The sequence below is a fragment of the Haloferax prahovense genome (assembly GCF_000723845.1).
In the GTDB taxonomy this organism is placed as follows: Archaea; Halobacteriota; Halobacteria; order Halobacteriales; family Haloferacaceae; genus Haloferax; species Haloferax prahovense.
On sequence record NZ_LK053002.1, the window covers coordinates 227,684 to 252,446 of the forward strand.

The window sequence follows — 24,763 nt, forward strand, 5'->3', positions numbered from 1 at the left end:
CGCTGGTCGGCAGTCGCGGAACGATGGCGCGTTCGTCCGGGTCTGCGTGGGTCCGTGCGTTCGAGCGGTCGGAGCGACCCCGATTTATGATGTGTCTATTCGCTCAGTCACTGTCGGTTATGAGAGCGAACTCCGAGAAACGACCGTTTCACCCGTTCTAGGGGTTCTTTAGAACCACAACTATCTCCGAAGTTCATGTATGGTGCGCCCGTGGCATCCCCTATGTGCGTACACGAATTAACCGCGATTCAACGCGATTTGCTGTTCGTTGTGCGAGGAATGAGCGACTCCTCGGGACAGACGATTAAGACCGAACTCGAAAAGACGCAGGGGCGCGACCTGCTCACGGGCCGCGTGTACACGAACCTGAACGAACTCGTCGACAAAGACCTCGTCCACAAAGGGAGCAAGAACGGACGGACCAACGAGTACTCGCTGACCGACGAGGGTTGCGAAGCGGTCGAGACGCGCCGCCGCTGGGAGAAGCGGTATCTCAAGCAGACCGCGTGAACGGCGGTTTAGCGGCACGATACGCCCGTCACTCGTAGCCCGCCTTTCCACGCGAGTAAGGGTGCACAGAGCTTACTCTGTATATAATAAACCACCACTGGTCAGTACGGATGGGTGATGACAGAACGACAGTCGAGCCGCAGACGGTTCCTTCAGTTGACCGGTGCAGCGACGATTGCCGGGCTCGCGGGCTGTTCGAGCGGGTCCCCCGAATCGACGCCGTCCACGTCGACCCAGACGACCACCGCGAACGCGACGCAGACGACGACGCAAACGACGACGGCCGCGCCCGAAAACCAGATGCGAGGACCCCGCGAGGGCGACGACCTACCGGAAGACCCCAAACCTTCGGACGGCTACCCGCCAGAGTTCGACGCCGTACCGGAAGAGCGGTCTATCGACACGAGTTCCTACGATACGCTCACGCGAGAGGTGCACGACGTGACCGTCGAAGTTCCGCTCGTTCCCATCGAGGACGCGTACTACTGGTACGCGCGCGGCGAGGCGCGCTTCGTCGACGCCCGCAGCGAGACCGGATACGAGGTCTCCCACGTCTTCGGGTCCGTGCTCAGCCCCGCACCTGACGGGCGGACGCTCGACCCCACGGACGACTGGAACGAGGCGGACCGCGTGGTGACCTACTGCCACTGCCCGCACCACCTGTCGTCGCTCCGGGCGGCGATGCTGCTCGCGACCGGCTTCGAGAACGTGTACGCCATCGACGAGGGATACCAGGCATGGCTCGACCGCAACTACCCGCTTGCGGGGTCCGACACGAGCCGGGATTACACGGTTCGGACTATCGAAGGCGAGACGAGCCGCCTCGACGCCGGTGAGACGGCGTGGGCGTTCCACCCGCAGACCGACCAGGTCGAAGCGACCGAAATCGAATCCGACGGCTCGTACGCGCTCGAACTGAAGTTCGTACAGGTCGACGCCCAAAGCACGATTCAGGTCGAGACGCCGAGCTACGCTATCCAGGCCCCGCTGGACGAACTGACGAGCGGAACTGTCACGGCAGACACGGGTACGCCGGCCGAGCAGACGAAGGCCACTTCGAACTCCACGAACGGGACGACCAACGGTACTGCCGCGAACGATACCGCGACGAACGACTCGTTCTCGTTGAACTGGCGAATCTGACCGGTCAGCTACCGGGAGAAGACCGAACACCGATCCCTCGCTGATTCTGTGAGCTCAGATTTCGAGTGAGAGACGAGATATATCTGAAAATTGTCTATATTTGTTGCGTCGTTGTCGGTCGCAGACAACGAGGATTAGCAATTTATCGGTCATTCTCTGAGATTAGGGAATAAACCATATCTCGCGATACAAAATTTACTATCCCCGGCTCGCCTCGGTCGCGTATTGACTCTCGTTCTCGGTGAGCCGCTGAATGCGCGAAAACAGCCTAACTCCGACACATCGCCGTCGTCGGCGCGACCCTCGTACACGAATAGAGGGGGTCTCTGACGAGTCGGATCACCCCCGGTCTCGGTGTCCCCCCGCGTGTATTTCACCAACTGATGAACTACGATTGTCTGTTGTCGGCTCCCCCAGCAGACTACGCGACGTGTTCCCCTGCGGCCCGAAGGGCGGCACGCGGCGAGCGGGATGCCAGAGCGCACACCCAAGACTATCCCTCTCGTGGTGGAAAGAACCACTCATGCAACCGTATCCATCGACGCCTCATCTCGGAAATGCCGCCGACGAGTTGCTGTCGAGCGGTCACTTGTGGCTCCGTGAGTACGTCGCTGGTCCCCGGTTGCGGTTTCAGATGAAACCGTCGGGGCGTCTACTGTTCGGCGGCCGAGACCGGGTCTTCGACGACGTGCCTCCGCCGTACGAATACGCCGTTCGACACGTTCGAGAGCGGTTCGACCGCGACGCGTTCCACGACGCGGTCGACGAGCCAGAAGCGTACGTCTTCTTCGGCGTGGCACCGTGCAATGTCGGTATCGACTACGACTGGGAGCGAATCCCGGCATTTCTCGGCTGGACCATCTGGAACGGGACCAAAGAGCGACTGTTCCCCATCGACAAAGCCGAGCAGGTGTTCGAGCGCTTGGGTCTGACGCCGCTGAACACCTTCCAGAAGGAACTGAACGTCCGGGATTTCCACCCGGAACGACTCGACATCCCCGAATCCGCGTGGTACGCCGGACCCGCCGCAGGTGTCGTCATCGAGAATCGACGCGGTGGACGCGCACTCGTCCGAGAGAGCGCCGTCGACGAGATAAGCGACCACGAGCCGATACGAGGTGAGCCAGCGGAACTCGCCGACGAACTCGTCACCGACGCGCGAGTCGGCCGCGCCGTCGAAGCCATCGAAACGTCCCAAAAACCGCCCACGACCGCCGAGGTTCACGCACGCGTGTTCGAGAGTATCGTCCGTGAGGAGTACGTTCGACTCGACAAAGGCCGCGTCGATTGGGAGACGTTGCGGTCCGCAGTCGGGTCGGTCGTCGCCGAGAAACGCGGTAAGTTGGCCGACAACTGAGTCGCCAGTTTCCTCGTTCCGAACCAGTCTTCTCTCGATGGTCGGGGAAAGCGGGCCTCACTCGCAACGTGAAGCGTTGCTCACTGGTTCAACTCTACTGAGCTATGAGGCTGACCTCGTGGGTCGCGCCGAGCCGAGACTCGGCGCTCAGGAGTTGAGGTCAGCAAAACCATAGCGGGAGGTAGATTTGAACTACCGATCTCCGGGTTATGAGCCCGGCGGAATCTCCTGGCTATCCCATCCCGCTACTACATCGAACTCGGTTGCTAGTGGTAAGGCTTCTGTTTCGGACGCAGAGTATCAATATATTATCATTTAGGGGCCGGTACCTGCGGGAGGCCTCGGTACTCGCATTCTTTTTCTCTTTGCGCCCGGACCAGAGGCGCGGCGGTCGCACCGCAACTCGTTGAAAGAGAGCTATATATCGGCCGATTTTGAAGTACACTAACGGTGACACATCCAGACGAGAACGAGTCCGTCGCAGCGTGGACCGCGGGGATGGCTGGCCTTCGAGAACTCCCGTGGCGTGTCGCGTTCAACGGCGTCGATTTCGGTCGCGTGTCGTGGTGGGGCGTGTTCGCCGTCGCCCCCGCTGCCCTGCTGACTTTCGGCGCGCTCGCCGGTGACCGCGCCCCGTTCGTGTACAGTATGTACTGCGCGGTGATACTGACGGCAGTCCTCCAGAGCTCGGAACGGTTCATCGGTATGAGCGTCGCGCTCGACGATGACGCCGGCGAGCTCGAAAGCACCTACCACATGGGTGACCCCTCGCTGTTTCGGAGCGACGAGGACGTGACGACCTCACTCGCGGACGTTGAAACTGCCCGGTTCGTGACCATCGGGGACCGGACTGTAGTCCGATTGTACTACGAACAGTCGTTCGTCAACAAGCCCTCGATGTTTCTCGTTCCGGACGAGTTCGAACCTCGGTTCCGGGAGACGCTCCGTCAGTACAACGTGTCGATTCGAGTGGACTCGACGCTGAAGTCGGCCGACCGGGTGTGGGGGCGGTTCGCCGTGACCGCTCTCTTTCTGGGTGCGATTCCGCTCGGCACCGTCTTCGTCTGGCCCGCCGGTTCGGTGCCGTTTCTGCTCGCCGTGTTCGGACACGCCGCGTTCGTACTGCGGCAGGGTTGGTGACGCCGTGGGTCGCTCACAGTCGGTCGACCCGGGGACGAACTCACGGCAGAAGCGACAGCGCGTCAAGGAGCGCCTGTTTCACTCGTTCGTTCGACACCGCGTGGCCGACCGCGAACATGAGACTGACCACGACTCCGACCGCGACCGACGCGATGACGCTCGAGTCGGAGGGGCCGAACACGGAGACCACTCCCGCCGCGACGATACCACTCAGCACGACGAACAGCCAGTTTCGCCGCGGCGTCCACCGACTCGTCTCCATTCGCCCGCTCTGTCGGTTGTCAGGAACAAAACGTTTGTCATCGGAGCGGTCGTCCGCTCCCGGTGACACCGACGTCACCTGCTTTCGGTCACGTCGCCGAGAAGGTATATAGATTCGATGCGTAGGTGCGTGCGTAATGAAAGTCGGCTCCGAGACGAAGCTCTACAAGGCGGAGCGAACCGACGTCTCCCAGAACCAGGGGAAGTTCCGGACCCACTTCAACTTCCCCGGTCGCGCCCTCCCGGACCACGGGGACCACGGCTACGGCCCGCTCGCGACCATCGTCGAGTCGTTCATGGACCCCGACACCCACATCGCGATGCACCCCCACCGCGACGAGGAAATCATCTCGTGGGTGCCCGCCGGCGTGATGCGTCACGGCGACCAAGACGGCAACGACCTCGTCACCGACGCCGACCACCTGATGGTGATGAACGCGGGCGAGACGTTCTGGCACGAGGAGTTCACCCGCGCGGACGACCCGCCGCTGCGGATGCTTCAGATGTTCGTCCGGCCCCACAGCCTCGGACTGGAGCCGAACATCCAACACGAACCCATCGACGCCCCCGTCGAGGGCGAGTGGCGGCACCTGTTCGGGCCCGAGGGCTCCCACGCGCCGCTTTTCGTCCGCAACGAGGTCGACCTCTTCGACCTCCGTCTCGACGCCGGGTCGAGCGCTGACCTCCCCGCTACCGAGGGACGAGACGCGTACTTCTACGTGTTCGACGGCGCGGTCGAGGCCGCGGACACGCGCTTCGGGAAAACCGAAAGCGGCCTGCTCGTCGATGACGCCCGTCTGACGCTCACCGCCGACGAGGACGCCACCGTCGTCGCGTTCCTGATCGACCCCGACGCTCCCGTCACCCGACAGGGAACCATCGGTCGCTGACGCGGTATCGCCGCCGACACGTCTCCGCCGCCGCACCGTCGCCGCCACACTACCACTCTCCAACACACCCCGCCCAACTCGATGCTCACAGACACCGCCGGAATCCACCACGTCACAGGAATCGTCCGCGACGCGCAGGCGAACGTCGACTTCTACGCGACGACGCTCGGTCTGCGCCTCGTCAAGCAGACGGTGAACTTCAACGAGAAGTTCACGCGCCACCTGTTCTACGGTGACGAGACCGGCTCGCCCGGAACGGCCTTGACTTTCTTCCCGTACCCGGCGGAGGAGCCGGGACGCCCCGGCACGCCCCAGATTCGAACCGCGTCGCTGGTGATCCCCCCCGACGCCGTCGACTACTGGATCGACCGCCTCGCCGACCGCGGCGTCGAAGTCGACGGCCCGTTCGAGCGGTTCGACGAGACTGCCCTCCGGTTTTCGGACCCCGACGGGACCGACCTCGAACTCGTCACCGGTGAGTCGTCGGTCGAACCGTGGTTCGGCGGTCCGGTCCCCGCCGAGCGCGCGATTCGCGGCATCCACGGCGTCACGCTCCACTCGACGAACCCCTTCGTGACCGCCAGCGTGCTCGATACGCTCGGGTTCGACCTCGTCGAACAAGAGGGCGATCGCGTTCGCTACCGAGCGCCGGGCGACCGGGCGACCGTCGTGGACCTCCTCGATAGGGACGGCGAGTTCGGCCGCGAGGGCGCGGGGAGCATCCACCACGTCGCGGTCCGCGTCGAGGACGAAGCCCAACTGTACGAGTGGCACGACCTGTTCCGCGAGCGCGGCTACGACGTGTCGCGGGTGAAAGACAGACACGTGTTCCACTCGCTGTACGTCCGCGAACCGGGCGGTATCCTGTTCGAACTCGCGACCGACGGCCCCGGCCTCACGTTCGACGCCGACCCGGAGACGCTCGGTCAGTCGCTGTACCTCCCGCCGTGGCTGGAGGAGGACCGCGAGATGATAGAAAGCCAACTGCGCCCGCTCGACCTTCCGGTTGGCGTCGGACCTAGCAGCGACGACGGACTGAACTGATGGCCCGCCGCCCAACAGCGCCCCGGTCCGCGACCGACCCCCACGAGGGGCAGGAGATTGCGACGGGCGGAGCGCCCCCGCAGGTCGCCGACGCGGCAGTCGTCATGCTCCACGGCCGCGGCTCGAAGGCGCGGCACGTCCTCACCCTCGTCGACGAGTTCCTCCACCGGGGCGTGATGTACCTCGCGCCGCAGGCCGCCGGGAGCTCGTGGTATCCGGCACCGGCCACCAGTTCCATCGAGCGAAACGAACCGTGGCTCTCCTCGGCGCTCAGTCGGGTGTCGGCCGCGCTCGACATCGCCGGCGACGCCGGGATTCCGCCCGGGCGAGTCGTCCTCTTCGGGTTCTCACAGGGCGCGTGTCTCGCCGCCGAGTTCGCGGTTCGAAACCCACGTCGGTACGGCGGTCTCGTCGCGCTCTCGGGGAGTCTCCTCGGACCCGACCTTGGGAGTCGGACCCACGACGGCGACCACGATGGGCACGTCAGCGACGACAACCTCGACGGCACGCCGGTCTTCTTCGGGAGCGGCCGCGACGACTCTCGCGTCGACCCCGAGCGAGTCGAGGCGTCGGCCCGAGTCTTCGCGGCACTCGGGGCCGACGCGACGAGTCGGTTGTACGAGGGATTGGGACACGCCATCAATGACGACGAGATTCGGGTTATCAACTCGTTCATCGAGCGACTCGGCTAACGAGACAGGCGAGTCTCCGGAGTCTCGGCGAAGGAAAAAAACGAGAACGCGACGTCGGAGTCGGAAGGTACGACCGCGGGGTTGCGGCTAGACTTCGTCGATGAGGGAGCCGTAGACGGACTCGGCGTCGGCGGGCACGTCGAAGTCGTGGTAGTGTTCGCCCTTCTCTTTCGAGAGGATGTTGAGGGCGGCGGCCGCGCCGTCGCCGGCGGAGATGACGGCCTGCCACTCCTCGGCGCGGACCATCGCGCCCGTGGCGTAGGCGTCCTCGACGCTCGTCTCCATCGTCACGTCCACGTCGACGATTTCGTCGTCGAACGCGCAGCCGAGCGACTCCGCGAGGTCGCGGTTCGCGCCCGTGGCGAGCACGACGTAGTCGGCCTCGTACTCGTCGTCGCCGGTCGTGACCACGAAGCCGTCGTCGCTCTCGCTCACGTCGGTGACTTCCTCGCCCTGGTGGCGCTCCGCGTCGAAGTGGTCGACCTGCGTGCGGAGCGTCTCCATGTAGTCCGAGCCGTCGATGGAGCCGATTCCGGGGTAGTTGAACAGATGCGCCTTGTGCATCCACGTCTTGTCGGTGTCGAAGACCGTCGTGGAGAGCCCGTTCTTCGCGGCGAAGAGGGAGGTTGTCAGACCAGCGGGACCGCCGCCGATGACGATTACGTCTGCCATGTTCCATGCACTAGCGTACTCGATAAAGAACCCCAGCAAAGCGGATATTTTGTAGTACGCTCGATTACGCGCTATCGCGGTTCATTCGTCGAACTGCGACTCGGCGAACGAGACGGCGAACTGGTCGCGCATCTCGCGGCGGAGCATCTCGCTCATCACCTCGTAGACGACCGGTTGCGGGTATTTCTCCAGCAACGTGGCGAGTTCGACGGCGCAGTCGGACTTCAGGGCGGCAAATTCGGCAGTCCACGGTGGATTACTATTACTCATTAACCGCACATTCTTCCACGCGTAGTTATGAATTTTGCTTGAAACAAACGAGAACGGTCGACGACGGTCGCACCGCTCGCCGGAACACGTGCGGACGGTCGGTAGAAGGGTGCCGGTCTGGCGGGACGAACTCGCCCCGCCGGATGCCCTGTGTTGGGCACCCTTTCACGGTAACCTGTGGTGGTCGCGCGGGAAACGGTGGGTTCGTTCTGTTACGCGACGTTACTCGAAGAGTTCGACGGCCTGGTCGTAGCGGGCGGCGGGTTCGTCCCAGTCGACGACCTCGAAGAACGCGGAGACGAAGTCGCCGCGGGCCGGGCCGTAGTCGTGGTAGTAGGAGTGTTCCCAGACGTCGAGCGCGAGGATAGGGTGGGAGCCCCAGAGCGCACCCTGGTCGTGCTTGTCGACGACGACGTTCCGAAGCTGGTTCGAGAACGAGTCGTAGACGAGAAGCGCCCAGCCGCCGGCTGCGCCGGCCGCCGCTTCGAATTCACCCTTCCAGGCTTCGTAGGAGCCGAAGTCCTCGGCGATGCGCTCTGCGAGCGCACCCTCGGGCTCGTCGCCGCCTTCCGGCGACATGTTCTGCCAGAACAGGTCGTGCAGAATGTGTCCCGAGCCGTTGTGGGTGACGTTACGAAGCGCGCCGGCAGACGAGCCGAACTCGCCTGCTTCGCGGTTGTCGGCGAGGGTCTCCTCGGCCGCGTTCCAGCCGTTGACGTAGCCCTGATGGTGGGTGTCGTGATGCCACGTCAGCACCTGCTCGGAGATGTGGGGCTCAAGCGCGTCGTACTCGTACGGGAGGGGGTCAAGTTCGTAGTCTGACATTGGTGTTCGCAGTTAGACCGAGGGACCGAACACACATGTACTTTCGCTGAACGCGATTTACGTAGTGGATGTGATAGTTTACGCTCGCACCTCGACCCACGATTTACTAGCTCTTGGGGAGTGCCTGCGGGCCGAGCAGTAGGACGCCTTTCAAATAGACGAATCCGAGTCGTTCGCCTGGTTCGAGATCTGGGGAGATGCACTCTGCGGGCGGGATAAAGCCCTGGCTTCGCGGAGTTGCCGTTCGTGTTTAGTAGCCAACAATTTATTATAGTAGACCGCCGTCACGAACTGACGTGCTCGAAGAGTTCAACGATTCGTCATTACAAACTGATGGAGCGGTTCCTCCCTCTGAACCGGACCCTATCGCACTCTCGGTGTCAGACCTCCACAAGCAGTACGAGGGTAGCGACGGTCGGGTCACGGCAGTCGAGCAAGTGGACTTCGACATCGAGCGGGGCACCGCCGTCGGGTTGCTCGGACCCAATGGTGCCGGGAAGACGACCACGATTAAATCGTTGCTCGGCCTCATCGTTCCCACGAACGGAACGGTCCAGATTCACGGGACTGACGTACATGACGAACCGGAGCGCGCGTACCAACACATCGGGGCGATGCTGGAGGGCGCTCGGAACGTCTACTGGCGGTTGACGGTTCGGGAGAATATGCGGTTTTTCGCGGCACTCGCCGGAGAGTCGACGGGGCAAACAGAGCGACGTCAACAGGAACTGCTCGATAAATTTGGGCTCACAGACAAAGCTGACTCGACCGTCAGAGAACTCTCGCGGGGCGAAAAGCAGAAAGTCTCGCTCGCCTGCACGCTCGCGAGGGACGCCGACGTCGTTCTGCTGGACGAGCCGACGCTCGGACTCGACGTCGAGAGTTCGCTCGAGCTGCGCAAGGAACTTCGTCGTCTCGTCACGGACCAAGGAACGACGCTTCTCCTGTCGAGCCACGACATGGACGTCATCGAGGACATCTGCGACCGAGTTGTGGTGATGAATGACGGTGAGGTCGTCACCGACCAGAGCGTCTCGGACCTCCTCGACGTGTTCGACATACAGTCGTATCGTATCGTAGTCGATGGGACGCTCTCACAGCGGGACCGTCAGCACCTCTCGGCTCAGTTCGACGCGGACTCGTTCGAGACGAGAGGTGATTCGACCCAGTTTTCGGTCCGCGTCGGCGGCGACGAGTTCTACCGACTCGTCGACGGACTGCGCGAGGTCGGGTGCGAAGTCGAGTCGTTCACTTCGGTCGAACCAGATCTCGAGGAGATATTCATCCAACTGACAAACGAGTCTTCGGAGGGCTCACTCGGATCTGACCGCCCACCACAGATGGACACGCAGACATGAGTTCGGAGCCAGCGCACTCGACTAGCCTCGGTGGGACGACGACACTCGTCGGCCTCGGTCGCCTCCTCTGGGAGGTCATCAGAAAACAGTTCACCGTGATGCTCCGGTACCGCGTGAACTTCGCCATCAACGTGGCGACGATGTACGTGTTCTTCGCCATCGTCTTCTTCGGCGGGCAAGCGGTGGTGGGCGGAATCGGTGGGTCGCCACAATCGCTCGACTCGACGCTCAACGGCGTCATCGTCGGTTGGTTCCTCTGGACGATGGCGCAAGGCGCGTACTCCGGTCTCTCGGGGAACATCACACAGGAGTCCCAGTGGGGAACCCTCGAACAGCTATACATGTCTCCGTTCGGATTCGGCCGCGTCATGCTCCTGAAAGCGGCCTCGAACGTGATTCAGAGCATGGCCATCGGCGGAGTTATCCTCATTCTCATGCTGGTGACCACGGGACGGACGCTCTCGGTCGACCTGCTCACTATCGTCCCCGTGGTAACCGCTTCGCTACTTTCGGTCGTCGGAATCGGGTTCGTGTTCGCGGGTCTCGCGCTCATCTACAAGCGAATCGGTGCGGTTTCGAACCTCATGCAGTTCGCGATGGTCGGTCTCGTGGGTGCCCCAACGGCAGACGTACCGCTCCTTCGACTACTGCCGCTCGTTCAGGGGTCCGCGCTCCTCCAGCAATCGATGCGCCACGGGATTCGACTGTGGGAGTTCTCGGCCGAGGAACTGTCCGTCCTCCTCGGGGTCGGCGTCGGTTACCTCGTCTGCGGATACGTCGTCTTCAAGTACTGCTCGCGGGTCGCTCGTCGCCGCGGCGTCATGGGACACTACTGAGCGAATATCCACCGTTCGGGTGCCGTCCCACTCTCCCCAGCGGCGACGCGAGCTGAGTTTATAACCAATTGCCATTAGATTTATAACATGTCGTCCAGACATACAGTTTGATGTCAGTCGCATTGGACATCGGTATTGCACGTACTGTTGACAAATCACACTACGACGGCCTCTTCGGGTCGATCATCTCCGACAAGTTCGAGATGTCTCACGACAGCACCGGGACGGCGTCGTGTTATCTCCCGTGCCACACGGCCTCGAAGCTCCCCTGCTGCGACACCACCAACTGAGGTGTTTCCGAGCCTTCTCCGCGTCGCTCGACCGCGGAGAAGTACATCAGTTTTTTCTGGCGGCTCGCAGGCGCTCTCCAATTCACCCCACAGCGTACCGATTCACACCTACTATGGCTACATCGACATCTGACGAGACGGTATTCACACAACAACAACGTCGCGAAATCGCCGGTCGTGCCCGGACGCTCCACGAGCGTCTCGAAGGGCCTTCGAACGACCCCGGCCCCGACCCCGAGATATCCCCGACGACGATTCTGGACGAGTGGGAAGGGCTTTTCGCCGACGAAGAACAGTTCTCCGAGCGGCTGTCAGCCGATGGAATCCGGCGGGGAGACATCGAATCGGAGTCGGCGGCCACGAAGTGGCCGAGCGACGTGCCGCTCCCGGCGTGGCTCGAGACAATCGAGGAACTAATCGAGTACCTCCGGTCTTCCGACCCGACGCGCTACTCGAGCACGCCGGATGACGTCCCGTTCCGGGAGCTTTTGACCGGATTCAGCGAGTTCGCGCGGAGTCGGCTCGGGACGCTCTCCGTTCCGGACGAGTCGGTGGAGCCGTTGGTCGAGGGGCTAACCAGACGGTTCCACGCGCTCTGCGTCCGGCCGCTATACGTCGAATTCAAGAGCTTCGTAGAACACTTCGACCCCGAACTAGCTGCGGCCGACCCTGACGAGTTTGACGACCCGCCGACCGAGTACTACGAGGAGTTCATCGACGCGATGTTCGCACATGGGATGTCCAACCTCTGCGTCGAGTACCCCGTTCTCGCCCGGCAAATCGCCGTCATCATCGACAACTGGGTCGATGCGGTCTCCGAACTCTGCCGGCGGATTCGAGACGACACCCCCGCGCTCAAAGCGCGGTTCGACATCGACGGTTCGGTGACCTCGCTCGAACCGCTCTCGACGGACGCGCACGCGAAGGGCCGAATTCCCGTCCGCGTCTCGTTCGGTTCGAGGGACGTTATCTACAAACCGAGAGGTATCGACGGGGGCGTGGCCCTGTACGAAGTGCTCGAACGCGTGAGCGAACGCACGTCGGTCGCGACCTTTCAGTCCCCGGAGTACCTCCCCAGAGACGGCTACGGGTGGATGGAGCCAATAGCGTACGACGACTTAGCCGATACCGACGCAGTGCGGCGGTACTACGAGCAAGCGGGTCTCCTCACTTGCGTCGCGTACGCGCTCAACATGACCGACTGCCAGTACGAGAACCTGCTCGTAGACGGGGAGAGCCCGATGGTCGTCGACGGCGAGACGGCTTTCCACCCCTCCCTTGACCCGGCGGCCATGCCGACGCCGACGGAAGTGTCCACGGTCGCCCACAGTACGATACTCTCTACGCTCTTGGCACCGTGGTCGGTTGGTGACCCGCGCACCCCGAGCGACGACGATGCAGGCGTTCCCCACGCCGGCTTCGGTAGTTCGAGTGAGCGAGCGTTCAAAGACGTCTCCAAACCCGGTATCGAAGCGGCGAACACGGACGTCATGACAGTAGAGGAAGTCCGGCCAGAGGTCAACCTGACCACGAACACCGCGAGTACCGCGGATGGCGACCACCCGCCGGTTTCGTACACCGAGGCGCTCGTCGAGGGGTTCACCGAAGCGTACGACACCATCCGGTCGCTACACGAAGACGGCGCGTTCTTCAGCGACGTGTTGCCGTCCACCCTCGTCGATGGTATCGAAAATCGGTTGGTGTACCGGGCGACGGCCCGATACGGCTCGATTCTCCGGTCGGCGGCCGCACGCGACCCGCTTCGAGACGGGGCCCGCCTCTCGGTCGAGTACGAAAAGCTCGCGGTCCCCTTCTTCGACGGCCGAATCGACGCCGACGGATACTGGCCGTTGTACGCCGCCGAGCGGAGGGCGCTTCGCCGCCGCGATTTCCCTCGGTTCGCGTCGTCGCCGACGAGTAGTACAGTCACTCACGATAGAAACGAGTTGCCCGTCGATGTCGACACGCCGGGATTCGACCGCTGCCGTCAGCGCGTCGCCTCGATGAGCGACGACGACCGCGACCGACAAGCGTGGCTACTACAGTACGCGTTCGGCCCGCAAGTGCCGGGCCCCGCACCCGAACCTGACGTCTCTGCCGAGGTGTTCGGTGCGACCGCGAAGACCCTGTTCGAGGAGGTTCTGGACGCCGGTATCGAGACGCCAGACGGCGACGCCTGGGTGTCTATCTCACCGACGAAGACGGGTATCGACCTCTATCCGACTGACTTCTCGCTGTACCACGGACGCGGTGGTATCGCGCTGGCGGCCGCGGCACTCTTCGAGACCACGGGCGAGACGCGCTATCGAACCGTGGCGGAAGAGGTCTTATCGCCCGTGCTCGACGCCATCGAAGACGGTGGCCCGCCGCCGAACTTGGGTGGGATGCTGGGCGTCGGGTCGGTCGTCTACACGCTTACGGTCATCTCGGAGCTTCTCGACGCCGACGAATACCGCCGCGCCGCGCGGTCCGCCGCGGACGTCGTCACGGAGTCCCACGTAACGAACGACGAAACGTTCGACGTACTGGAGGGGGCCGCCGGGACCATGCTTGGCCTCCTCGCGTACTACGACCGGCACGGCGACGAGTCCGTTCTCGACCGGGCAGTCGCGTGCGGAGAGCGCCTCCTTGATGGCCGCGTGCTGGAAGACGGCTACCGAGTGTGGCGAACTGCCGAGGATGAACCGCCGCTCACGGGGTTCTCACACGGTGCGTGCGGAATCGGCTACGCGCTCGCCCGCCTCGCCGAGGCGACGGGGGACGAACGGTTCTTGGACGCAACGCGCGAGGCACTCGCCTTCGAATCGGCGCTGTACGACCCGAACCAGAACAACTGGGCGAAATCGCACGAGGACCCGAGCTATGATGATAAGTGGTGTCACGGGCGGTCGGGAATGGCACTCGCTCGGCTCGGCATCGCGGACGCGCTCGACGACAGCGACCTCCACAACGCCGCGATTGACGCGCTCTCGGAGACCGCGCGAGCCGAACCGTCGAACATGGACCACGTCTGCTGCGGGAACTTCGGGCGGGTCGAAGCGCTTCTCGTCGGCGCGCGCCGCGGCCCCCTCGACGGCTCACACGCAATCGAACTGGCCCGCCGGTGTCTCACTCGGAGAGACGCCCACGGCGAGTTTTCGATGACCGGACACACGGCGACCTTTCCGAACCCGATGTTCTTCCACGGCCTCTCCGGCGTCGTCTACTCGCTGTTACGACTGGAGAACCCCGACCGACTTCCCTCCGTCCTCCTCTTGGAGTAAGTGGGGCCTTCACTCTCTACCACTCTCCTCCACTCACTCGTCGTCGCCGACCCGGGCGTCGTCGAGTTCGGCCTGCACCGCGCCCCACGACACCGGCGGTTCGAACGCGGCGAGCGTCGCCTCGAACGACTCGATTCGCGCCCCGTACTCGTCGCCCCACGACGGTCGGACGAGCTCGTCGAGTCGCCCGCGGAGCCGTTCAACGCGGGCGTCGAGTTCGTCGAGGTCGGCGGCGGCGTCGCCGAGACCGTCGCTCTCAGCGGCCGACTCGGGAGCCAGTTCCCGCAGGTCGGCGAGTTCGGCCCGCACGTCCTCGACCAGCAGGTCGGAGACGCGGGCGCGGAGCGCGGCGTTGTACCACTCGGTCGCGCGGTCGTCGCCTCCCGCCTCGGGCGTGTCGGCATCGTTCGCGTCGGCGACGAACGCCACTCGGTCGGCAAGCCCGTCGAGCGACTGTTCGAGCGCCGTCACGTCGCCGTCGAGCCCGCGCACGCGAACGTCGTGGTTCGACAGCCAGCGCTCGAACTCCTCGATGTCGAGTTGTACGTTGTCCGCGTGCGCGGTGAGCGCCTGCGACTCGGACGCGACCTCCCGGAGTCCGAGCACAGTATCGTAGACGGACCGGGGGTCGTCGCGCCACCCGGAGAGCCCCTGTAACTTCTCGCCGAGCGATTCGACCCGCTCGGCCGCGTTCGCGACCTTCGACTCGAACACGTCGAGACGGGACCGAACGGCACCGACGGCCGCGTCGTCGCCGGCGGCCTCACCGGCGTCGTCGAGGTCGATGGACGCGAGTTCGACGCGCGTCTCCGCGGTCGAGAGAATCATCGACGTGTCCGTGACCGCCGAGTCGACGCCGTCGGCCGTCACGATGCCGTCTTCGGTCACGTGGTCGAGCACCGCGCGAACGGTGTCGGGGTCTCGGGACTCGTCGGCGTCCACGACGCGCTCGACCGCCGCGGATTTCGACAGACCGACGATACGTTCTGAGCCGGTGGTTCCGTCCTGCTGGGCCATCGTGCGTACGTATCCCGGGGCCCGTTATATTTTCTGTCGTCTCGATTACGTTCGAGTATATAGGTCTCGGTACCGATGTGTGCGCTAATATCGAACTATTTCGACTCTTAGTGTTACGTTGAACTCTGATAGAACTAAAGTGGTATTATAAACGCATTTTATTTAAAACCGGGTCTGACCACGTGATGGCGCAAGATTCCAAGAAGTTGGCAGGCAGCGTATCACGTCGGCAGTTCCTCGTCGCATCGAGCGCGGCGGGCGTCGCGGGGCTCGCCGGTTGTTCGGGGCAGTCGAACCCCGAGACCGACGCGCCGGCGACCGAAGAAGAAGAGACGGACGCTCCGGAGACCACGACCTCGACCCCCGAGGAGACGACCGAATCGAGCGCGCCGCAGATGCTCACCGCCGAGGGCTCCTCGACGGTGTATCCCATCGCGAACAAGGGGAGTTCCTACTGGAACTCCAACGCGCCGCCGAGCGACGGCGAGTACTGGGGTTCGAACGACGAATCTACCGTCCCCGGCTGGGACGAACTCGGCGCACCGGACATGCGTCTGGCCGACTACTTCGCATCCCTCTACGGCTTCGAGCCGACCGAGACGCAGGCGAACCCCGCGTTCGCAACGTCCATCGGCCTGAGCCACTCCGGGACGGGCTGTAAGTCCGTCCGTGACGGCCTCGTGGACATCGGTAACTCCTCTGGCCCCATCACGGCAGAACTCGGCATCAGCGAAGAAGAGCGCGACGCGAACTACGTGGACCACGTCCTCGGCCGCGACGGCCAGCCCGTCGTCGTCTCGAAGGACGTCTACGACGCAGGCGTGACGGAACTCACCGGCGAAGAAGTTCGCAAAATCTACCAGGACGAAATCACCAACTGGAGCGAAGTCGGCGGCCACGACCAGGAAATCTACGTGGTCGGCCGCGCGGAAGGCTCCGGGACGGACACCTCGTTCCGCCTCAACATGCTCGGCAGCGCCGACGCCTCGATGGAGGGCGTCGACACCCGGAAGGGCCAGAACCAGCAGGTTGCGACCGTCGTCCAGCAGAACGACGGTGCCATCGCGTACATGGCACTCGCGTTCACCGGCCCGCAGGTCCAGCCCATCGGTATCGAATTCGAGGGCACGCTCTACGCGCCGGACAAGAGCGCGGAGCACACCATCTTCGACAGCGACTACCCACTCAACCGCGACCTCCACCAGTACACGACCATCACGGAGGACACCCCGAGCGGGACGGACATGCGCGAAGCCGCGTTCATGAACATGTTCCTGACCACGTTCGGTCAGAAGGTGTTCGTCGAGGACAACAACTACATCCCACTGCCTGACAAGGACCTTCAGTCCGAGAAGGACAAGCTTCCGAGCCAAGCGTAACGCGACTCGGACGCGGTAGCGGTTCCTGAACCTCGTTCTTTCCATTCATCGACGCTCCAATCATGAACGTACTTCCAAACTCCGACGGTGCCGGCCTCCGAGCGGCGGCTCGGCGAGGGCTCCGGCGCGGTCGCGACTTCGTCGACGAGACGCCGCCTGACGCGCTCGTCACGGTCACGGTCGCGGCGGTGTCGCTTCTCGCGGCGTTCGCGGGCTTTCTGGCCGTCTCCTCGCTGACGGCTATCCCGTTCGCGGTGTTCCTCGTCGCGACGGGCTACGGCTGGCTCAGACACCAAGAATTGACAGCGCGCGTGCTCACGCTGACGACGACGGTCTCGACCATCCTCGTCCTCGGGCTCATTCTCGTCTTCATCTTCGCGGAGGCGTGGCCGACCGTGCAGTACGCGACCGTGAACGTCTTCGGCGTGCCGATTCCCGGCCTGCGACTCTTCATCGAGACGCGCTGGAGTCCGGTGACGCCGCCGATTCAGTACTCGCTCGTCCCGATGATTCACGGGACGGTGCTCGTCACCATCATCGCGACGGCGGTCGCCGCCCCGCTGGGCGTGGCCGCGGCGCTCTTCCTCAGCGAAATCGCCCCGCGGACCGTCCGCGAACTCGTCAAACCGGGGGTCGAGATTCTGGCGGGCATCCCTTCCATCGTCTACGGTTTCATCGGCTTTACCATCCTCAGCCCGTGGGCGGCCGACCAGTTCGACATCGTCGGGCAGGGCACGTACCTGTTCGTCGGCATCGTCGTCGGCCTGATGGCGCTCCCGACGGTCGTCTCGGTCGCCGAAGACGCGCTCAACAGCGTCCCCGAGTCGATGAAAAGCGGGTCGCTCGCTCTCGGCACGACCGACTGGCAGACGATGACCTCCATCACGTTGCCGGCGGCGTTCTCGGGCGTCTCGGCCGCGGTCCTCCTCGGCGTGGGCCGCGCCATCGGCGAGACGATGGCGGCCACCGTGATGCTCCGCGGCAGTCCGGGCCTCACGAAGCCGCTGTACAACGTCTTCTACGGTAACGACACGCTCACGTCGCTCATCGCGGCGAACTACGGCGACGCCGACGGTCTCCAGCTCTCGGCGCTGTTCGTCGCGGGCGTCATCCTGTTCGTCACGGTGCTGTTCCTCAGCATCGGCTCGCAGTACATCGAGGCGCGCATGCGCCGGAAGCTCGGAGGTGCCGAATAATGGCGGGCGCGACCGACACCGCGCTCGTCAGCGAGGACACCTCCGAAACAGAAGCGGTCGCCGCCGGCGCGGTGGGACTGGCGGCGGTGCTGTTCGCCCTCTCGCTCGCGTCGGTGTTCGAACTCGTGACCATCACCGACCCCGTCGCGGGCGTGCCGATGGTCGCGCTCCTCGGCGGACTGTTGGTCGTTCTCGGCTTCGCCGTCGTCACCTTCGGCGTCGGCTCCCGACTCGGCTACGTCGCCACCGACCCCAGACCGACCGCCGGGCTTCTCGCCTCCGGGACGTTCGGCCTCATCTGGTTCGTCGTCGGCGGACTGGTCGCCTCGCAGACGCTCGGGCTCGGGACGGCCGGGTGGGTCGTCGCGTCGCTCGTCACCGGCGGGGCCGCGTTCGCGGTGAGCGCGCTCCCCCGCGAGGACATCGGCTCGACGCTCCCCGCCGGCGCGCTGGCCGTCTTCGCCGGCGTCGTCTTCCTCACCGGCGTCATCGGCCCATCGTGGCTCTGGGACCTCGGGTGGGAACAGCAGGCGTCGTTCAACGCCGAGTTCACGATTCCGGTCCTGACGGCGTTCTGTTCCCTGCTCGTCGGCTGGGCCGCCGCGAAGGCCTACGGCGGGTTCGGCGCGCGCGGCCGCCACATCGGCGCGTACGTCCTCGTCTACCTGAACGCCATCTCCATCATCGCGCTGCTGTTCCTCCTCGTCGCGTTTACGGTCCTGAAGGGCCTGCCGGGGCTGTTCAAGGGCCTCGCGTTCGGCGCGGGTGCGGGTCCCGAAGTGACGCTCGTCGGCGTGACGTTCTCGCTTCCCGTCTCGTGGCCGTTCGTGATGAACGGCGTTGCGCTCCTCAACGACGTGAACGGCGTCCTTCCGGCCATCGTGGGCACGATTTGGCTCGTCGTCGGCGCGGTGCTGTTCGCCGTTCCGCTCGGTATCGGTGCGGCAGTCTTCATCACCGAGTACGCCGACCGCGGGCGCTTCACGCAGGTCGTCGAAATCGCAACTAACGGTCTGTGGAGCACGCCCAGCATCGTCTTCGGGCTGTTCGGACTGGCGTTCCTCGTTCCGCGGCTCGGCAACCAGAAGTCGCTGCTGGCGGGGATGCTCACGCTCGGCTTCATGCTCCTCCCGCTCGTCGTCATCACGAGTCGGGAGTCGATGCTGGCGGTCCCCGACGAGTACCGCGACGCGAGCGCAGCCCTCGGCGTCACGAAGTGGCAGACCGTTCGGAGCATCGTCCTCCCGGCAGCGCTTCCGGGCATCGTCACGGGTATCATCCTCGGGGTCGGCCGCATCGCCGGCGAGAACGCGCCGATTCTCCTGACCATGTCGGGGAGCGTCGCCCCGCCGGGCAGCCAGACGGTCGACGTGCTCGGCGGCTTCCAGCTCCAGTACGCGCCGCCGTTCGTCACCAACCCCGAACTGATGCAGGCGACCTCGGCGCTTCCGTATCAGCTCTACTCGCTTATCACCGCGGGCGTCGGGCAGTCGTCGAACATCAGCGCCATCGACGAGTTCCGGTGGGCGACGGCGCTCATCCTGCTCGTGGTCGTCTTGGGCTTCTACGCGATCGGCATCGCGACGCGATACTACTTCCGGAGTAAACTTCAGCACGACTAACCATGAGTGAAACCAGACAGACGACGGACGACGCACAGGCGACGGCGGACAGCGAACTCGCCGGCGGCGCGAGCCCCGGCACCGACCAGCCGCTCGAAGTCACGAGCGGCGAGACGCGCGAGCGGACCCGCGAGGAGTGGGTCGAACACGAGTTCGAGGGCGAGGCGAAGCTCTCGGTCTCCGACCTCGACGTGTACTACGGCGACGACCACGCGCTGAAGAGCGTCTCGATGGAGATTCCCGAAAACAGCGTCACGGCGCTCATCGGCCCCTCCGGCTGCGGGAAGTCGACGTTCCTCCGGTGTCTCAACCGAATGAACGACCGCATCAAGGCCGCGAGCATCGACGGCTCGGTCCGACTCGAAGGCGAGGAACTCTACCAGGACGGCGTCAACCTCGTCGAACTTCGCAAGCGCGTCGGTATGGTGTTTCAGTCGCCGAACCCGTTCCCGAAGAGCATCGCGGACAACATCTCCTACGGCCCGCGGAAGCACGGCGACCTCGACACCGGTCTGCTCGCCAACCTGCTCGGCCGGAGCGACGACGACGCGGTCGACGAACTCGTCGAGCGCTCCCTCCGACAGGCGGCGCTGTGGGACGAGGTGAACGACCGCCTCGACGACAACGCGCTCGGGCTCTCGGGCGGTCAGCAACAGCGGCTCTGCATCGCCCGCGCGCTGGCGACCGACCCCGAAGTGCTGCTCATGGACGAACCCGCCTCGGCGCTCGACCCCATCGCGACCTCGAAAATCGAGGACCTCGTCCACGACCTCGCCGAGGAGTACACGGTCGTCATCGTCACCCACAACATGCAGCAGGCGGCGCGCATCTCGGACCAGACGGCGGTGTTCCTCACCGGCGGCGAACTCGTCGAGTACGGCGACACCGACCAGGTGTTCGAAGACCCCCAGAGCCAGCGCGTCGAGGACTACATCAGCGGGAAGTTCGGGTAGTCGACGCCAGACCCACACCCGCCGTCTCGACCCGGACAGACCGCCAACCCGCCCGCCCGTCCCCGCGGCCGGTATCCCGACTTCGACTTCCCGACGCGACGACGGGGTTCGACGACTTGCCGCCGTCGGAGTCGGCCCATCAGTCGGCGGCGCTCGCTTCTCGCCAGTCGAGCCACCCGCCGAGGCGGGGTCGGCGTCACCGCGGAACTGGCATTCAGACAACACGAACTCAGACAGCCAACACAATGGAGACACGCAAGATTCAGCAGGTCAGCAACGGGACGTTCACCGTCTCGCTCCCCCGAGAGTGGGCGGACGGTGAGGGCATCACCGCCGGAACCGTCGTCAACCTCCACACGCACCTCGACGGGATGTTAGTCGTGCAGGCTCCCGAGCGCGAGGACGATTCGTCGATGCAGTTCACGGTGACTGTCGGTGGGAGCGACGCGGACGGCAGAGTCGACTCCGCAGGCGGCGACTTCCTCGAACAGACGCTCCGGGCGGCCTACGCCGCCGGGTCGAAACAGGTCGTCATCGAGGCCGACGGGACGTTCGACGCCGAACAGCGACAGGCCGTCAGGCGGGTCGCACGGAACCTCGTCGGCGTGACCATCACGGAGGAGTCGGACACCGCCGTCACGGTGCGGAACGTCCTCGACGCGAACGAGGTCTCTATCCGCCAGTCGGTTCGACAACTCCAGTTCGTCGCCGTCTCGATGCACCGCGACGCGACCGCCGCACTCACCGGTGCCGCCCCCCTCGACGGCTTCGCGGAGCGCGACGACCGCGCCGACCGCCTGTTCGCCATGGTCGACCGGCACTTCACCCGCGGGCTCGACCGCCTCGACGAGGTGGACGCCCTCGGAGAGACGCGCCCGGAGCTGTTCCGACTCCACACCGCGGCCCGCGAGTTAGAGCGCGTTGCCGACCAGGCCGAGCGAATCGCCGCCGTCGCGTCGGCGGTCGCCGACCCGCTTCCTCCCGCAGTCGCCGACGAGGTGTCCGAACTCGCCGAGTTGGTCCCGGAGTCGCTCGAATCAGCGGTACAGGTCGCCCTCGAAGGCGACGACCCCGACGCGGCGCGGGAGGCGCTGGCGGCGCGCGACCGGGTCTGCGAGGGCGTCGCCGACGTGGAGCGACGGCTGTTCGAGGAGGTCGACGCTGACGCAAACTACCGATTCGCGCACGCACTTCACGCGCTCGAACGAACTGCCGAACACGCCGGTAACGTCGCCGAAGTCGGGCTCAGGACGGCGGTCCGGACCCGAAACATGGACGAAAAGCCCGCCCGCGAGGGCGGCACCGAGTCCGCGGAACACACCCAGCGCGCGTAGGGCGTCCGTTCGGCGGTCGTACGATTTTCACCACTCGAGGAGCGTCCGAAGGCGAGGAACCGGTCTGTACGTCCGTCCGCGGTCGTCGAAGTAGGCCCGCGTCCGACGCTTGCCGTCGACGATGAACCGAAGGCGGTCCCGCGGCGTTCGGTTCCGCAGGTGGAACGAACTCGCGGGGTCGAACACCAGTCCGCGCGCGTCCTTCCGACACCGACCGCGGATGAGTCGCTGTTCGAGCTTCGCGAGGTCCGCGTCGTGCCAGTGGACGAGGACGCACGCGGGCTGGCCGTCGACCGGCCTCACGTCGTCCGGCGGCGTCAGCCGGAGCCGACCGTCGCGGACGGTCGCGGACGAAACCGGCCAACTTCGGGGATACCCCGCGTCGTCGGTGACGGTCGCGACCACCCGGTCGTACGTCTCCGCCTCTCCGCTGTCGACGCCGGCCGCGTTCCACGTCGGGACCGTCGTCGTGCCATCGGACGGGCGGGAGTCGACTGCAGTCGGCCGAATTTCGATGAGAATCCGAAGCCCGTACCAGTCCAGAAGGAGCAGCCCGAGCCGCGTTCCGAGGAAGTCTGCCGCCTCGACCATCGCCTCCCGTTTCGGCGACGGCGGCTCGTCGCGGATGAGTCGCTCGACGACGGCGGTGTTCGCTTCCAAGTCGTCGTCTCGAACCGTTGCGCGTCCAGTGAGGTGCAATCGACCCTCACCTTCGTGGAGCAGGAGCGACACCCGCGGGTTGGCCGCCGCTCGCTCGGCTTTCCCCGCGAACGCCGGCGCGGCCGTTACCACGACGACCTCCCGTTCGCGGTCGAAAAAGGGCGTGACCGGCACCACCGCCGGGCGGTCGTCGCGGGTCGTCGCGAACTCGGCCGTCAGCGAGTCGTACACGGCGTCTCGAATCCGGTCGGTCGCGGTGGACGCCGTCACAGACGACTCCGGGGGCGCGGCAATCGATCCGTTTCCGGAGCTTCGATGCGAACCCAGCGCCGAGGACAAGGGTCAGTCATCGAATCCCCAGCCGCTCGTGCGCAGCCCTCGGAACGTCGACCGCAGTCCGCGCTCGGCCTCGCCGGGGTGTGGGAGTCCCAGCCGAAACGCGACCTCGTCCTGCCGCTTCGGCGGGTCGAACAGTTGTGGCTCAGACAGCCCCCAGACAGTCGGGGGCGGCGCTCCGGCCCCCGTGCGCTCGACGATGCCACCGACGGCTCGGCGGGCCGCCTCGTTCGCGCTCTCCATCGTCGCCAAGTCAGTGTCCGTGCGGACGTAGTCGGCCGCCAACACGAGGTTCGGTGCGTCGGTCACCGCAGGGGGCCGGTCTCGGAGCGAGCCGACCGTGTTGATTAGGAGCGGTTCGTGATTCTCCATGCCGTCGCCGGTCTCGACGATTGCGGGGTCGAGAACCCAGTCGTACAGGTACTCGGTCGAGAGCCGCTCCGCATCCCGGTTGAGGTGAGCCGTCAGTTGGTGCCAGACCTCGGTTTTGATCTCCTCGCGGCTACACTCGCGGGCCGGCTTGTCGTACACCGATCCGGGGGTCTCCCAGTCCGAGATAATGGCGGAGAGGACCCCTCGAATCGAGCCGTCGGCACACGTCTCGATGTCGAACGGGCCGTCGTCCCAGAACTGGCGCTGCGAGATCGCGGTCAGCGCCCACGGGGAGTCTGTGTACGCTTGATGGCCGCGCGCGAGTGGCAGGTCCTCGGTGAGGTAGAACTGAATCCCGTTCATCCAAGCGGTGTCGAGTCGCCCGATGGTTCCGAGCGACGGGGCCGCCAGCCGGAGTTCCGGCGTCACCAACGACGCCATTACCTCGACCGGAAGCGCCGCCACGTAGTAGTCCGCGGTCACTCGTTCCCCGCCGGCGAGTTCGACGCCGGTGACGCGACGGCCGTCGGAGTCGATTTTCGTGACCGGCGATTCCGTGCGGACGGACACGCCCAACGATTCCAGATAGGACTCCCACGGCGTCATCCAGACCTCGCTCGTCGGGCCGTTGAGCACCGCCTCGGTCGGCCGGTTGGGGTCAATCTGATCGAGCATCAACTGCGCGTAGATCTGTCCGATGGTACGGGCGCTCCCGCGCTGGGGCTTCAGCGCGACGAGTGCCTGCGTGCTCTCGGCGAGGTGCTTGCGGTAGGCCGGTGACTGCGCCTCCGCGTCGACGAACTCCCACCACGACACGCGGTCGAGTTCCCGTTCGCGGCGCGCTCGACAACTCGTCAGCAGCACCAGCAGGCGTCGTAAGAAGTAGTTCGTCTCGGCGGGGCTGATTTCGCCGCCGCCGATTGTCGGTTTGAGCGCGGCGACCCACTCGGCAATCGTGTTCGGCGTCCGCGTCTCGGACCGCATCTCTTCGCCCGTCGTCGTCGCGATGAGCGTTTCGTCCGTCTCGACGAGGTTGTCCGCGACCGTGCCCCCGGCCGCCCGCGGAATTCGGCCGAGCGTGTCGCGGAGATTCCGATAAAACCCCGGGAAGAACCGAAACCCGTGTTCTGCCGGCAGCGAGTGACCGTCGTCACCGGAGGGGACCGAGAAGCTCCGAGCTTTCCCGCCCAGTCGCGATTTGGCCTCGTACACGGTCACGTCGAAGCCGCGTTCCCCGAGTTCGTGCGCCGCGCTCAGCCCGCCGACCCCTCCCCCGAGAACGGCGACTCGAAAACTGCCTGCTGACATACGCTACTCGTGGTGCGAGACGGAATAATTATTTG

Annotated in this window: 23 protein-coding genes and 1 tRNA gene; 16 read left to right on the forward strand and 8 right to left on the reverse strand. The window is 64.9% G+C overall.

Annotation, left to right across the window (positions count from 1 at the left end; genetic code table 11):
• Positions 1 to 279: 279 nt before the first annotated feature.
• The 3 genes from BN984_RS18015 (at position 280) to BN984_RS18025 (ending at position 3,010) form a co-directional block, all read left to right on the forward strand.
• The gene (locus tag BN984_RS18015; protein WP_008094296.1) at positions 280 to 510 is read left to right on the forward strand and encodes a helix-turn-helix transcriptional regulator; all 231 of its coding nucleotides are present in this window, start codon (positions 280 to 282) and stop codon (positions 508 to 510) included.
• A 117-nt stretch (positions 511 to 627) separates the two neighbouring features.
• Entirely contained in the window at positions 628 to 1,653 is a 1,026-nt protein-coding gene (locus tag BN984_RS18020; protein WP_049968930.1) for a rhodanese-like domain-containing protein, read from the forward strand.
• Between the two features lie 634 nt (positions 1,654 to 2,287).
• Positions 2,288 to 3,010: a hypothetical protein gene (locus BN984_RS18025; protein ID WP_049968931.1), complete on the forward strand. Its 723-nt coding sequence runs from the start codon at positions 2,288 to 2,290 to the stop codon at positions 3,008 to 3,010.
• Positions 3,011 to 3,182: 172 nt separating this feature from the next.
• Here the strand turns inward: BN984_RS18025 and BN984_RS18030 are convergent.
• Positions 3,183 to 3,257: transfer RNA gene (locus BN984_RS18030), tRNA-Met, on the reverse strand.
• A gap of 251 nt (positions 3,258 to 3,508) precedes the next feature.
• Here BN984_RS18030 and BN984_RS18035 point away from each other — a divergent pair.
• Entirely contained in the window at positions 3,509 to 4,150 is a 642-nt protein-coding gene (locus tag BN984_RS18035; RefSeq protein WP_008093821.1) for a hypothetical protein, read from the forward strand.
• Positions 4,151 to 4,190: 40 nt separating this feature from the next.
• On the opposite strand, the gene BN984_RS18040 is transcribed toward BN984_RS18035, so the two are convergent.
• Positions 4,191 to 4,412 carry a hypothetical protein gene (locus BN984_RS18040; RefSeq protein WP_008093823.1) on the reverse strand — a complete coding sequence of 74 codons (222 nt, stop codon included), beginning with the start codon at positions 4,410 to 4,412 and terminating at the stop codon, positions 4,191 to 4,193.
• A gap of 136 nt (positions 4,413 to 4,548) precedes the next feature.
• Between BN984_RS18040 and BN984_RS18045 the strand changes: the two genes are divergently transcribed.
• The 3 genes from BN984_RS18045 to BN984_RS18055 all read left to right on the forward strand — a co-directional run bounded on the left by BN984_RS18045 (position 4,549) and on the right by BN984_RS18055 (position 7,037).
• Entirely contained in the window at positions 4,549 to 5,301 is a 753-nt protein-coding gene (locus BN984_RS18045) for a pirin family protein (RefSeq protein ID WP_049968932.1), read from the forward strand.
• A gap of 81 nt (positions 5,302 to 5,382) precedes the next feature.
• Positions 5,383 to 6,345 (forward strand): ring-cleaving dioxygenase, encoded by a 963-nt coding sequence (locus BN984_RS18050; RefSeq protein WP_008093826.1) that lies wholly within the window; start codon positions 5,383 to 5,385, stop codon positions 6,343 to 6,345.
• The gene (locus BN984_RS18055; protein ID WP_049968933.1) at positions 6,345 to 7,037 is read left to right on the forward strand and encodes an alpha/beta hydrolase; all 693 of its coding nucleotides are present in this window, start codon (positions 6,345 to 6,347) and stop codon (positions 7,035 to 7,037) included. The genes BN984_RS18050 and BN984_RS18055 overlap by 1 nt, the downstream gene beginning before the upstream one ends.
• An 87-nt stretch (positions 7,038 to 7,124) precedes the next feature.
• Here BN984_RS18055 and BN984_RS18060 read toward each other — a convergent pair whose 3' ends face one another.
• From BN984_RS18060 to sod, 3 genes are all read right to left on the reverse strand, one after another.
• A complete protein-coding gene (locus tag BN984_RS18060) occupies positions 7,125 to 7,709 on the reverse strand; it encodes an NAD(P)/FAD-dependent oxidoreductase (RefSeq protein WP_008093830.1) in 585 nt (194 codons plus the stop codon).
• Positions 7,710 to 7,790: 81 nt separating this feature from the next.
• Positions 7,791 to 7,979 carry a hypothetical protein gene (locus BN984_RS18065; protein WP_049913461.1) on the reverse strand — a complete coding sequence of 63 codons (189 nt, stop codon included), beginning with the start codon at positions 7,977 to 7,979 and terminating at the stop codon, positions 7,791 to 7,793.
• Positions 7,980 to 8,201: 222 nt separating this feature from the next.
• Entirely contained in the window at positions 8,202 to 8,804 is a 603-nt protein-coding gene (sod, locus tag BN984_RS18070) for a superoxide dismutase (RefSeq protein ID WP_049968934.1), read from the reverse strand.
• A 377-nt stretch (positions 8,805 to 9,181) separates the two neighbouring features.
• On the opposite strand from sod, the gene BN984_RS18075 reads away from it, so the two are divergent.
• The 4 genes from BN984_RS18075 to BN984_RS18090 all read left to right on the forward strand — a co-directional run bounded on the left by BN984_RS18075 (position 9,182) and on the right by BN984_RS18090 (position 14,551).
• Positions 9,182 to 10,162, forward strand: coding sequence for an ABC transporter ATP-binding protein (locus tag BN984_RS18075; protein WP_008093835.1), 981 nt, complete (start codon positions 9,182 to 9,184; stop codon positions 10,160 to 10,162).
• Positions 10,159 to 10,998 (forward strand): hypothetical protein, encoded by an 840-nt coding sequence (locus BN984_RS18080; RefSeq protein ID WP_008093836.1) that lies wholly within the window; start codon positions 10,159 to 10,161, stop codon positions 10,996 to 10,998. The genes BN984_RS18075 and BN984_RS18080 overlap by 4 nt, the downstream gene beginning before the upstream one ends.
• A 110-nt stretch (positions 10,999 to 11,108) precedes the next feature.
• Positions 11,109 to 11,288 (forward strand): hypothetical protein, encoded by a 180-nt coding sequence (locus BN984_RS18085; RefSeq protein ID WP_049968935.1) that lies wholly within the window; start codon positions 11,109 to 11,111, stop codon positions 11,286 to 11,288.
• Between the two features lie 113 nt (positions 11,289 to 11,401).
• A complete protein-coding gene (locus tag BN984_RS18090) occupies positions 11,402 to 14,551 on the forward strand; it encodes a type 2 lanthipeptide synthetase LanM family protein (protein WP_049968936.1) in 3,150 nt (1,049 codons plus the stop codon).
• 33 nt (positions 14,552 to 14,584) lie between these two features.
• Here BN984_RS18090 and BN984_RS18095 read toward each other — a convergent pair whose 3' ends face one another.
• Positions 14,585 to 15,568, reverse strand: coding sequence for a hypothetical protein (locus BN984_RS18095; protein ID WP_008093841.1), 984 nt, complete (start codon positions 15,566 to 15,568; stop codon positions 14,585 to 14,587).
• A 185-nt stretch (positions 15,569 to 15,753) separates the two neighbouring features.
• Here BN984_RS18095 and BN984_RS18100 point away from each other — a divergent pair, with 185 nt between their 5' ends.
• The 5 genes from BN984_RS18100 to BN984_RS18120 all read left to right on the forward strand — a co-directional run bounded on the left by BN984_RS18100 (position 15,754) and on the right by BN984_RS18120 (position 22,052).
• Positions 15,754 to 16,947 (forward strand): substrate-binding domain-containing protein, encoded by a 1,194-nt coding sequence (locus tag BN984_RS18100; protein ID WP_008093842.1) that lies wholly within the window; start codon positions 15,754 to 15,756, stop codon positions 16,945 to 16,947.
• Positions 16,948 to 17,009: 62 nt separating this feature from the next.
• The gene (pstC, locus tag BN984_RS18105) at positions 17,010 to 18,143 is read left to right on the forward strand and encodes a phosphate ABC transporter permease subunit PstC (RefSeq protein WP_008093844.1); all 1,134 of its coding nucleotides are present in this window, start codon (positions 17,010 to 17,012) and stop codon (positions 18,141 to 18,143) included.
• On the forward strand, positions 18,143 to 19,765 hold the full coding sequence (gene pstA, locus BN984_RS18110; RefSeq protein ID WP_049968937.1) for a phosphate ABC transporter permease PstA: 1,623 nt from the start codon (positions 18,143 to 18,145) through the stop codon (positions 19,763 to 19,765). The genes pstC and pstA overlap by 1 nt, the downstream gene beginning before the upstream one ends.
• Positions 19,766 to 19,767: 2 nt before the next feature.
• A complete protein-coding gene (gene pstB / locus BN984_RS18115; protein ID WP_049968938.1) occupies positions 19,768 to 20,718 on the forward strand; it encodes a phosphate ABC transporter ATP-binding protein PstB in 951 nt (316 codons plus the stop codon).
• Positions 20,719 to 20,963: 245 nt separating this feature from the next.
• Entirely contained in the window at positions 20,964 to 22,052 is a 1,089-nt protein-coding gene (locus BN984_RS18120) for a phosphate uptake regulator PhoU (protein WP_049968939.1), read from the forward strand.
• 27 nt (positions 22,053 to 22,079) lie between these two features.
• On the opposite strand, the gene BN984_RS18125 is transcribed toward BN984_RS18120, so the two are convergent.
• Positions 22,080 to 22,982, reverse strand: coding sequence for a pyridoxamine 5'-phosphate oxidase family protein (locus BN984_RS18125; protein WP_008093852.1), 903 nt, complete (start codon positions 22,980 to 22,982; stop codon positions 22,080 to 22,082).
• 72 nt (positions 22,983 to 23,054) lie between these two features.
• On the reverse strand, positions 23,055 to 24,728 hold the full coding sequence (locus BN984_RS18130) for a hydroxysqualene dehydroxylase (protein ID WP_049968940.1): 1,674 nt from the start codon (positions 24,726 to 24,728) through the stop codon (positions 23,055 to 23,057).
• Between the last annotated feature and the right edge of the window lie 35 nt (positions 24,729 to 24,763).

Bases quoted from the DNA above. Each gene is read 5' to 3' on its own strand.
- BN984_RS18015 (WP_008094296.1), top strand. From the start codon at position 280: ATGAGCGACTCCTCGGGACAGACGATTAAGACCGAACTCGAAAAGACG.
- BN984_RS18020 (WP_049968930.1), top strand. From the start codon at position 628: ATGACAGAACGACAGTCGAGCCGCAGACGGTTCCTTCAGTTGACCGGT.
- BN984_RS18025 (WP_049968931.1), top strand. From the start codon at position 2,288: ATGAAACCGTCGGGGCGTCTACTGTTCGGCGGCCGAGACCGGGTCTTC.
- BN984_RS18035 (WP_008093821.1), top strand. From the start codon at position 3,509: ATGGCTGGCCTTCGAGAACTCCCGTGGCGTGTCGCGTTCAACGGCGTC.
- BN984_RS18040 (WP_008093823.1), bottom strand. From the start codon at position 4,412: ATGGAGACGAGTCGGTGGACGCCGCGGCGAAACTGGCTGTTCGTCGTG.
- BN984_RS18045 (WP_049968932.1), top strand. From the start codon at position 4,549: ATGAAAGTCGGCTCCGAGACGAAGCTCTACAAGGCGGAGCGAACCGAC.
- BN984_RS18050 (WP_008093826.1), top strand. From the start codon at position 5,383: ATGCTCACAGACACCGCCGGAATCCACCACGTCACAGGAATCGTCCGC.
- BN984_RS18055 (WP_049968933.1), top strand. From the start codon at position 6,345: ATGGCCCGCCGCCCAACAGCGCCCCGGTCCGCGACCGACCCCCACGAG.
- BN984_RS18060 (WP_008093830.1), bottom strand. From the start codon at position 7,709: ATGGCAGACGTAATCGTCATCGGCGGCGGTCCCGCTGGTCTGACAACC.
- BN984_RS18065 (WP_049913461.1), bottom strand. From the start codon at position 7,979: ATGAGTAATAGTAATCCACCGTGGACTGCCGAATTTGCCGCCCTGAAG.
- sod (WP_049968934.1), bottom strand. From the start codon at position 8,804: ATGTCAGACTACGAACTTGACCCCCTCCCGTACGAGTACGACGCGCTT.
- BN984_RS18080 (WP_008093836.1), top strand. From the start codon at position 10,159: ATGAGTTCGGAGCCAGCGCACTCGACTAGCCTCGGTGGGACGACGACA.
- BN984_RS18085 (WP_049968935.1), top strand. From the start codon at position 11,109: ATGTCAGTCGCATTGGACATCGGTATTGCACGTACTGTTGACAAATCA.
- BN984_RS18090 (WP_049968936.1), top strand. From the start codon at position 11,402: ATGGCTACATCGACATCTGACGAGACGGTATTCACACAACAACAACGT.
- BN984_RS18095 (WP_008093841.1), bottom strand. From the start codon at position 15,568: ATGGCCCAGCAGGACGGAACCACCGGCTCAGAACGTATCGTCGGTCTG.
- BN984_RS18100 (WP_008093842.1), top strand. From the start codon at position 15,754: ATGGCGCAAGATTCCAAGAAGTTGGCAGGCAGCGTATCACGTCGGCAG.
- pstC (WP_008093844.1), top strand. From the start codon at position 17,010: ATGAACGTACTTCCAAACTCCGACGGTGCCGGCCTCCGAGCGGCGGCT.
- pstA (WP_049968937.1), top strand. From the start codon at position 18,143: ATGGCGGGCGCGACCGACACCGCGCTCGTCAGCGAGGACACCTCCGAA.
- pstB (WP_049968938.1), top strand. From the start codon at position 19,768: ATGAGTGAAACCAGACAGACGACGGACGACGCACAGGCGACGGCGGAC.
- BN984_RS18120 (WP_049968939.1), top strand. From the start codon at position 20,964: ATGGAGACACGCAAGATTCAGCAGGTCAGCAACGGGACGTTCACCGTC.
- BN984_RS18130 (WP_049968940.1), bottom strand. From the start codon at position 24,728: ATGTCAGCAGGCAGTTTTCGAGTCGCCGTTCTCGGGGGAGGGGTCGGC.